Below are 9,187 nucleotides of genomic sequence, written 5' to 3' on the forward strand. Positions count from 1 at the left end.
CGTTTTCACTCCCAATTCAATTAGCTTTTTGGGGCACAGCAGTAAATTTCAGAGGTTGTGGAATACCATTTACGGTTAATTGACCTGTCATATTACTTTTATCCACAAGTTGCATTTGAATTGTGACTGAGTTCAAAGGATCATTTTGGGGGCGAGGAATATTACAAAGGATTGATTTACCAACTTTCCCAGATAAATTTAACTGTTGATTTCGGAAGATGCCTGCCAGAGAGTGCTTTTCGTCAGTATCGGCGTTAGCGTTTGCCGGTAATACAGAGGCATTTAAGTAAATACCCGATTGCTGAATGTTTAACGTTAGAGTATCCGATTTTTCACAGTTAGGCAAATTCTCTGACAAGGTTAAATGATACCGACCGCTAATTGCAGGAGGAGCTTTAAGATTTGTTTCTCCGTAAGCACTGACAGTTTTAAACAACAGTAGTACTAAAATTATTGCCACTCCGTAAAAAGTTAAAGATTTGAAGTTGAAATTATTCATGAATCTCAACTCCTCAATGTTGGCTCTTGACTACTAACTTCAGGAAGCATAGAGGCAAGGTGAGCGGTGACTTGGCTGTAACGGCGGGTAATCAGCAGGGAAGAACGACATTGGATAGCTAGTTGATCTGTATATCTTCCTAAGGTTTGGCGCTCAATACCCCAAGCGCGGCTGGTGCCAGCAATAGTTAGGTCTACACCTTCTGAGGCTTGAATGACGGCTTGGATTGGTTCTGGGGCTTCGATAATTTTGATTTCAATGCGATCGCGTACACTGGTGGGCAATTGTTCCATCATCGTGTGCAGTTCATAACTCGATTCTTCCTTGGCATGATTTGCGACTATCTGTAATATCTGCAACATACAATTACGATTGATTAGCAGTCTCAAAGCTAGGATTAGTGCTAAATCATCATGGATATTGGCTGAATAAGGTACCAATAAACTTTCTAATTGCTCTTTGCCTTTATCTACAAACACTGCTACATCCACCGGGGCAGTGGTAAGCATTTGTCCGACTCTTCCACCTAAACGATTACTACTAAAAGCTGGGCGATGCCAGCCCACGAGAATTAAATCAGCTTGTTCTAATGTGGCAATCTGTGCTGTTTCGCGGGCAACATTGCTAGATATGCGAACGATTGGATGCACACAAGAACGAGTTTCTGGGGGTTCGAGAGTATTAATCAATTCTTGTAGCTGCTGGCGGCGCTGGGAGATTAATCGATCTGCTTCAACTGGGGTACTTTCAAAAGCATAATCTTCTTGAAATTCAATCAGGCTCAGAGGGTTAACAATGGCAGGATATCGGTAATTGAGAGCGATGCCTACGGCGGGCTGTGCCAACGCTACTGCCAACTGTACCAAACCTTTTTGGGTACTTGGATTAGCCACTGGCACCAAGATTCGGAAAGGATGAGGGAAAGTTTCACTTCCAGTAGAGGTATCTATACCTGTTTGTGGTTCTGCCTCTGGTTCCACGACATCTAACTTGATCAGCTTTTTCGGATATGTCCATTCCAGCAGTGGCGAGGTCATGAATGTAGTTACCAATGCCATAATTACCAGCATGGTAAATATTAAGGGGGAAATTACCTTTAACTCTAGACCAATATTTAGTACTATCAGTTCGGTTAAACCGCGAGTGTTCATTAACCAACCGAGTGCTGAGGCTTCCCGTTTACTAATGCCACTGACACGGGCCGCTACATAAGTACCAACATATTTGCCTGCGATCGCTACTGCTAAAACTAACGCACACAAAAGCCACAATTCGGGACGGTTGAGCAAACCAATCTGTGTTTTTAAGCCACTGTAGGCAAAAAATATGGGCAGCAAGAATATCAAAACAAAATCTTCGGTTTTTACTGCTAATTCCCGCACTAAATCTTCATTTTTGGGCATGGCTGCTCCCAGTAAAAATGCCCCAAAAATTAAATGAATACCAATTAGTTCGGTGATTAATGCCGACGCAACCACTGCCATATAAATCCCAGCTAGCAATAGTTGGCTGAGTCGTCCCGCACGAAGGTAGTGTTTAGCAAGGCGTTGGAGAAACCAACGTCCCGCCGTCAACATCAAAGCGATGTAAACTATGCTGGCGATGATTGTGGGTATTGCACCAGCAAAGTCACCAGTTCTAGCAACTGCGATCGCTACTGCCAAAAGACACCAAGCTGTCACATCATCCACTGCTGCACAAGTTAACGCCAACGTTCCTAAACGTGTTCCTTGTAAATTGTTTTCAGTAATGATTCGCGCCAATACTGGAAAGGCTGTAATCGACATCGCCGCCCCTAAAAATAAGGCGAAGGCAGTGAAGGATACACTTGCATCGGAAACTAAGGGATAAAGTAGTACCGCCAGCAATGTTCCTAAAGAAAACGGCACTAAAATGCTGACATGAGAAGTTAAAACAGCTACTTCTAATTGTCCACTGAGATATTTGGGATTTAGTTCTAGCCCAATTAGAAACATGAAAAATATTAGTCCCACCTGAGACAAAACATTTAGAAAAGGAATAGTTTCTGGTGGAAACAAGGAAACTGCTATATCAGGAGCAACTAAACCAAATAAAGATGGGCCAAGCATAATCCCGGCAACAATCTCACCAATTACGAGTGGTTGCTTAATAGAACGGAATCCTAGCCCTACGAGCCGTGAAAGGCCGATAATAATCAGCACTTCAACCAGAACGAGAATAACTATATGCATGGTTTCCTCAAAATTAACTATCTGGTTTCCCTAAGATAATTCTTTAAAAGACTGGAAAATGTCAAGCTTGTTAGATACAGCTAAGATTAATTTGTGCTTTGTTGTAATGTCAATTATTGTTACAATGCAGTTATAGCCATGAAACATTAATTTTGATGATTTTAGAAGTTACATTTCTAAGAACATCCGAATTAACGATAGCAAGAAAATTAGTTAATAGGCAGTAAGTTTGTAGTGCTGCTAAAACGCTACTACAAACTACTTAGCGATTATAACCAGAGTCAAAGCACAGAATTTTTCTCAATTACAAGATAATTAATCTAATATTTAAATTTGCTTAAGCGGAATATTTTTCATAGCTTGTACCTTGCAAGAGAAAGGCAATCAGTGGTGATGCCATGAGTGTAGTAATGACTGCCATAATAACCATGATAGTGAATAAAGTTGGGGTAATTATACCTTGCTCTAGACCAATATTAAGAATGATTAACTCCATCAAACCACGAGCATTCATTAGAGCGCCGATAGTTGCAGATTCACGCCAATTTTCTCCTGCCAATTTTGCAGCCAACATACAAGCAACACCTTTGCCGAGAATTGCGATCGCAATAATTAAAAGTGTAATTCCCCACAAAGTCGGTGTGTTTACCAATCCAATTTGAGTGTTCAATCCAGAGAAGACAAAAAAGATTGGGAGCAAAAAAGAAGTAGTTAAAAACTCCGTATATTGGCGAATTTGTTGGGCGAATTCTTGGCGTGGTGTCACTGCTCCTAGCACAAAAGCACCGAATATTGCATAGATACCTGTGAGATCAGTAAACCATGCACAAAACATCAAAATTATCAACATCAAAGTTAGGGTTTGTTTGTTCACACCTGCATCGCGTTTTGTCATGTGTGTGAACGCTCTTAGTAGAGGTTGACCAAGAAAAATTGCAAATAGCACATAGCAAATGCCACCACCAATTGCTAATATGGCGATGCTGAGAGAATTTTTCACGCTAGCAAGCACGATCGCTAGCAAACACCAAGCAACTGCGTCATCTACCGATGCTGCACCTAAAGCCAAAGTACCGAAGCGGGTTTGTGCAAGACCGCGCTCGTAAAGAATGCGAGCTAACATCGGAAAAGCCGTAATTGTCATCGACGCACCAAGATACAAAGCGCCTGACCAAGGCGTTACTTTTGGTTGAAAAAAATCGCCATTATGGTAAAACCAAAAAGATGCGATCGCTCCTAAAATAAAGGGAGTGATAATCCCGGCAGCAGATAGCAAACTTGCACTTTTAATATGATGTTTTAATAATTTGGTGTTAAACTCTAAACCAATTAAAAACATATAAATTACTAACCCAATCTGGCTAATAGCATATAAAATAGACATCGATGGGTTGGGTATCTTGAGTCCTACAGCAGTGATGATGGGAAGCTTAGGAAACAGCCATTGCTGAAAACCTGGTGCAATCAATCCCAAAAGAGATGGCCCTAACATTACACCTGCAATCATTTCGCAGACAACATCAGTTTGACCAAGATAACGGCGTCCTAAAATTGTGACAATGCGACAAGTGGCTAAAATAACTGTGAGTTGTAGAAATAGCTTAATAACCAGATCAAAATTTGACATTGTACTTCCTTAATTTGCGTCTCTGCATTGAACAATCTCCCCAAACTGCAAAGCTTGTCCTGTGTTTCTCATAGATAACTACATCAGTACAAGTACCAATTTTGGAAACATAAGATAGCTATTTTTAATTTGATGAGATAGAGCAGTTGCTAGAACTGCTCTATTGTTCGTAAAAATGCATACAACTGTACGTCAATACAACATATTGCATCCAAACCGAAACCGCCATCTGTAAATTAATTTTTACAAACCGATGTATTGGCGTAACACCTCAAAAGACTTGTGTCTAGACCATAAATCAATACACTTATTTGAATTTTTCCCCCTTCGGGAAGAGGGTTAGGGGGTTAATACCAATTCTGTATAAAGATGCGCTTATGATGCAAGAAATGAAGAACGAACCGCCAAGAGCGCCAAGTACGCCAAGAAGAAATAAGAAATTAAGAGATTTGGCGCAGCTTCACAAAGAAACGGTATAAGTTTATTTGGGGACAAGATATTAAAACCACTCACCACCCCGGAAACGCCAACGAGGAAAGATAATTCGCATCAGGCTTTGTGAACTAATAAAAACTGCTAGCCATACGACGGTATAGTGCAATAAAAAAACTGATAAAGGTAGCTCTTCTTTAGGTAAAGGGATTGGTAAAAAGCCAAATAGTTTTACTCCACAGAACACAAATATTAATTCCCATATACCAGCTAAGAGTTGATAAACTGCGGGCCAATCCCTGTCCCATCGGGATTTTTGGAGATAGTTATAAAGTACATCCCAACCTAAGCCAAACACGGCGACATAACCAAGTATCCAAAAATAAACAGAGCTAGCATTAGAACCAATCCAACCCATTACAAAGGGCAAAGATACAAGTACGCCCACCGTTGCAAGTAATAATAATCGAGTTTGCCAACGACCAAATAAAGTTGGTGTCATAGGAATACTGAGTAAAAAATAGGGAAAAGATGGATTTAAAAATTCAGCACTATTGTAGTGCTTTTTGCAAGGGTGGGAGATACGAGAATATTAGGTTAGCCCAAAGCATCAAGATATTTATCTAATTACGATGATTTAAGCTGGTAATCAAATTTAGAATGGTAATTTGCTATAGCATCCCAATTGATTACATCTTCTAGCAAAGCTTGATAACCTAGTGTATTGGGATGAAGACCATCTTCACTCAAGCGTTTAAGCCGCCAATTTTCACCACGTTCCATCCATTGCTCAAAAATATCTAAATAGGGAATCTGTCGTTTAGTACAAGCAATTCGAGTTGCTTCTTTGTAACGGTACTGGTCGGCATGATTATAGTAAAAACAATCTAAGAATGGCATCTTGGCTTCATCCACTGGCACCATGCCCACAAATAACACAGGACATAGTTGCTGTGCTAAATCTAAAAGAGTTGCAATTTCCTTTTCAAACAATGCAAAATCTGTGTAACTTCGACCATCGGGACGCGCTAACCGCGCTGAGTCATTCACACCTACTGATAAAATAATCAAGTCGGGGACACGATTTCGCAGTTCACCCCGGTGGCGGAACTCAACTTCTAACCTTTGGGCTACTTGTTGCGTGCGATCGCCTCTTACCCCTAAATTATAAAGAACATGACCCGCACTATCTGGCAACATCCACCATCGCCGTAGTTGCTCAATCCAACCTCCTTTTTCTGGGTCGCCGAATCCATAAATTAAGCTATCCCCCAGTGCGACAATCTTCATGGGCTGAAAGTGATTTGGTGGTACAGACAGCTGCATTGAGGAAGAAGCTAGAAATGTGTGCATTTAAGAACTATATTTTATATCTTTACAAGATTCTATACATTTCTATACCATAGATGGCTATCTTTAGTGTCCAAGCATATATAAGGTTTCTACTTATTGATATGGTTGCAAAGTTAATATTGCCGCAGTTGAGCCTCAAAAGGTCAACGTCGAGCTTCAGAAGGTCAAAGTTGAGCCTCAGAAGGTCAACGTCGAGCCTTTGAGGGTGAAAGTTGAGCTTCAGAAGGTCAAAGTTGAGCCTCAAAAGGTCAACGTCGAGCTTCAGAAGGTCAAAGTTGAGCTTCAGAAGGTCAAAGTTGAGCCTCAGAAGGTCAAAGTTGAGCCTCAGAAGGTCAAAGTTGAGCCTCAGAAGGTCAACGTCGAGCCTTAGAAGGTCAAAGTTGAGCCTCAGAAGGTCAAAGTTGAGCCTCAGAAGGTCAAAGTTGAGCTTTGGAACTCGAAATAGCTAGGTAATGTCTACAAAGGCTACGTCTACGTGCTTTGGCAATGAGTGTGAGAATTGAAGCGCAGAGGCGCAGTATTTCGACTTCGCTCAATAACCGGGCGCGGAGGAAGAGTTTGAGAGGGTGCGTTAGTGCAGCTTATTAAAGGTATCGCTATTATATGTGTATATTTGCTTAATTTTGGCATCTGTCGTTAAGATAAGTTACAAGTGTAAAAATTATTTCTATTGCTAGCAATGATGAATATTCACTCTGTAGTTAATGTACTTAAAAGTATTGCTAAACCTGCGGCTTCTCTAGTTATTTATCAAGCTCAACGCAATGAAACTGTAATTAGAACTTTAAAACAATTCAATTTTGACCCAGTACAACCGCCTAAAGATGTTGATGGTGTTTATGTTTATTCTTTAATTGAGTATGGTGTTGGTAAGCCGGAAGTACTGCTGAATCTTTTTCGAGAAAGAGAAATTAAAAATGCTTTTTGGAGTGCTTATACTTCAAACGATCCTTTGGGTTTTTACAAAGAAGTAGAAAATTTTTTGCAGGGGAAGGATTCAGAATCAGAATATGATATCCGATTGATGAAAATTGAACTGCGATCGGAGTTAAAGGAGTTTGGGTAAATATTTATTAAGGTTGCCAAAATAAGTAAATCGGATGAGTTTGAACCTTTCCCTGAATGGAACTTAGACGAGTATCCAACAGAATTTCAAGCCATAATTGAAGAAAAAATCCGTTCGTTTTGCGGTCGTAAGTTTGTTTTTGAAGCATTTAAACAATTTTGCGACAAAAATCGCAGTGGTTATTTTACAGTTGTAGGTGATGCAGGGATGGGAAAGAGTACTATTGCTGCTAAATACGTCTGGGACAATAAATCACCATGCTATTTTAATATTCGCCAAACTAATAGCAATCGAGCGGAGCTATTTCTTGAAAGTATTCGCCAGCAATTAACTAAGCGTTACCAGTTGCAGAATGTCGAGAAGGCTAATTTAGCTGATTTACTAGAACAGGTTAGTAAGAAAATTCCTGTTAGTGAACGTCTGGTAATTGTAGTTGATGCTTTGGATGAAGTCGAGCAAGAAGCTGGGGGAAATCTTTTATATTTACCAACGGCGCTACCAGAACGTGTCTATTTTCTGCTGACTAGACGACCATATAGTATAGATAAAAAACGCTTGTCTGCACCAGATGTCCCGATGGAGGAGCTAGATTTAAGGGCAAATGACTATGTTAATTTGAGCCGTGAAGATATCAAAAAGTATATTGGGTTATTTTTGAATGTCGATGAAGACTATAAGAAGGGACTTAGACAATGGATTCAAGACCACAAAATTGATGAGAATGATTTTGTTGAGCAGGTAGCAACTAAGAGTGAAAATAATTTCATGTACCTGCGCTATGTTTTGCCAGGAATTGCTAAAGGTAACTATAAAGACCTAAATTTAACACAATTACCCGATGGTCTTCAGGACTATTATCAAGTTCATTGGAGACGTATGGGAATGGATGAAAAGCCCCAGGAAGTAAAGGTCTTGATTCTGTTTATTTTAGTGGAGATTGGTACACCAATTCCTTGTGAGATGATGGCAGCTGTTGCCAAACAGGATGAATATGATGTGCAACTAGTTTTAGATGAATGGGTTGAGTATTTGAAGGAGCAGACAATAGAAGGAGACAATTGTTACAGCATATACCATGCTAGTTTTCTAGACTTTCTCAAATCTAAACCAGTTCTGGATACAAAAAAGCGTAAGCTACTTAAAGAAGTGAATCAACGTATTGTAGATTACTGGGAACGGGAGAATGAGGAAGATGATGGAGACTCATAAAAAATCAAAAGCAAAAAAATCCTATTCCCAGAAAGCTCGTCTAGATAGATATCCTTATAATCTGGTCAATTCAGAAAATTTAGAGAAGTATTATGCAACTCTGACTGATTTTAAATTCATCACTGACAAGATTAACTATCCTGAGTTGGGGGTGCAGTCACTAATTGACGATTATGATTTGATTGATGGTGAAGAGACATTAAATTACCCAGAATATAACTCTGAAAAAGTCAAAAGTCTCAAATTGATTCAAGGGGCATTAAGACTGTCAGCCCATGTTTTAGTAACAGATAAGCAACAATTAGCGAGTCAATTGCACGGAAGGTTACTAAATCAGCAAATGCCAGAAAAGATTCAGGCATTATTGGCACAAATCAAGCAAGAGAAAACTACCCCTTGGCTGTGTCCCTTGACCCCAAGCTTAACGCCACCAGGAGGACGCTTACTCCGCACCCTCAATGGTCATAGTTCCTGGGTAAAAGCCGTCGCCGTCACCCCCAATGGGCAACAGGTGATTTCTGCCTCCAATGACAACACCCTGAAAGTCTGGAATCTGGCAACAGGTGAGGAACTATTCACCCTCAATGGTCATAGTTCCTATGTAAATGCCGTCGCCGTCACCCCCAATGGGCAACAGGTGATTTCTGCTTCCTCTGACTCCACCCTGAAAGTCTGGAATCTGGCAACAGGGGAGGAACTATTCACCCTCAATGGTCATAGTTACTATGTAAATGCCGTCGCCGTCACCCCCAATGGGCAACAGGTGATTTCTGCTTCCTCTGACTCCA

General features: G+C 40.4%; 7 protein-coding genes and 1 pseudogene. 3 read left to right on the plus strand and 5 right to left on the minus strand.

The genetic code is table 11. The features are described from left to right. Positions 1 to 16: 16 nt before the first annotated feature. The 5 genes from RMY00_RS13925 to RMY00_RS13945 all read right to left on the minus strand — a co-directional run bounded on the left by RMY00_RS13925 (position 17) and on the right by RMY00_RS13945 (position 6,124). Positions 17 to 499, minus strand: a complete 483-nt coding sequence (locus RMY00_RS13925) for a hypothetical protein (protein WP_322648092.1) — start codon at positions 497 to 499, stop codon at positions 17 to 19. Positions 500 to 504: 5 nt separating this feature from the next. Beyond that, positions 505 to 2,712 carry a cation:proton antiporter gene (locus RMY00_RS13930; RefSeq protein ID WP_322648093.1) on the minus strand — a complete coding sequence of 736 codons (2,208 nt, stop codon included), beginning with the start codon at positions 2,710 to 2,712 and terminating at the stop codon, positions 505 to 507. Positions 2,713 to 3,049: 337 nt separating this feature from the next. After that, positions 3,050 to 4,339: a cation:proton antiporter gene (locus RMY00_RS13935; RefSeq protein ID WP_322648094.1), complete on the minus strand. Its 1,290-nt coding sequence runs from the start codon at positions 4,337 to 4,339 to the stop codon at positions 3,050 to 3,052. 499 nt (positions 4,340 to 4,838) lie between these two features. Next, positions 4,839 to 5,273: a hypothetical protein gene (locus tag RMY00_RS13940; RefSeq protein WP_322648095.1), complete on the minus strand. Its 435-nt coding sequence runs from the start codon at positions 5,271 to 5,273 to the stop codon at positions 4,839 to 4,841. A 125-nt stretch (positions 5,274 to 5,398) separates the two neighbouring features. Further along, positions 5,399 to 6,124, minus strand: coding sequence for a GDSL-type esterase/lipase family protein (locus RMY00_RS13945; protein ID WP_322648096.1), 726 nt, complete (start codon positions 6,122 to 6,124; stop codon positions 5,399 to 5,401). A 679-nt stretch (positions 6,125 to 6,803) separates the two neighbouring features. On the opposite strand from RMY00_RS13945, the gene RMY00_RS13950 reads away from it, so the two are divergent. The 3 genes and pseudogenes from RMY00_RS13950 to RMY00_RS13960 form a co-directional block, all read left to right on the plus strand. Continuing rightward, positions 6,804 to 7,190 carry a hypothetical protein gene (locus RMY00_RS13950; protein ID WP_322648097.1) on the plus strand — a complete coding sequence of 129 codons (387 nt, stop codon included), beginning with the start codon at positions 6,804 to 6,806 and terminating at the stop codon, positions 7,188 to 7,190. A gap of 207 nt (positions 7,191 to 7,397) precedes the next feature. Beyond that, the gene (locus RMY00_RS13955) at positions 7,398 to 8,399 is read left to right on the plus strand and encodes a transcriptional regulator (protein WP_322648098.1); all 1,002 of its coding nucleotides are present in this window, start codon (positions 7,398 to 7,400) and stop codon (positions 8,397 to 8,399) included. Then, positions 8,383 to 9,187, plus strand: a pseudogene (locus tag RMY00_RS13960) (WD40 repeat domain-containing protein); the annotation flags it as partial. The gene RMY00_RS13955 and the pseudogene RMY00_RS13960, both read left to right, overlap by 17 nt.

Origin of the sequence: Nostoc sp. ChiVER01, assembly GCF_034531155.1 — a bacterium.
Taxonomy (GTDB): Bacteria; Cyanobacteriota; Cyanobacteriia; order Cyanobacteriales; family Nostocaceae; genus Nostoc.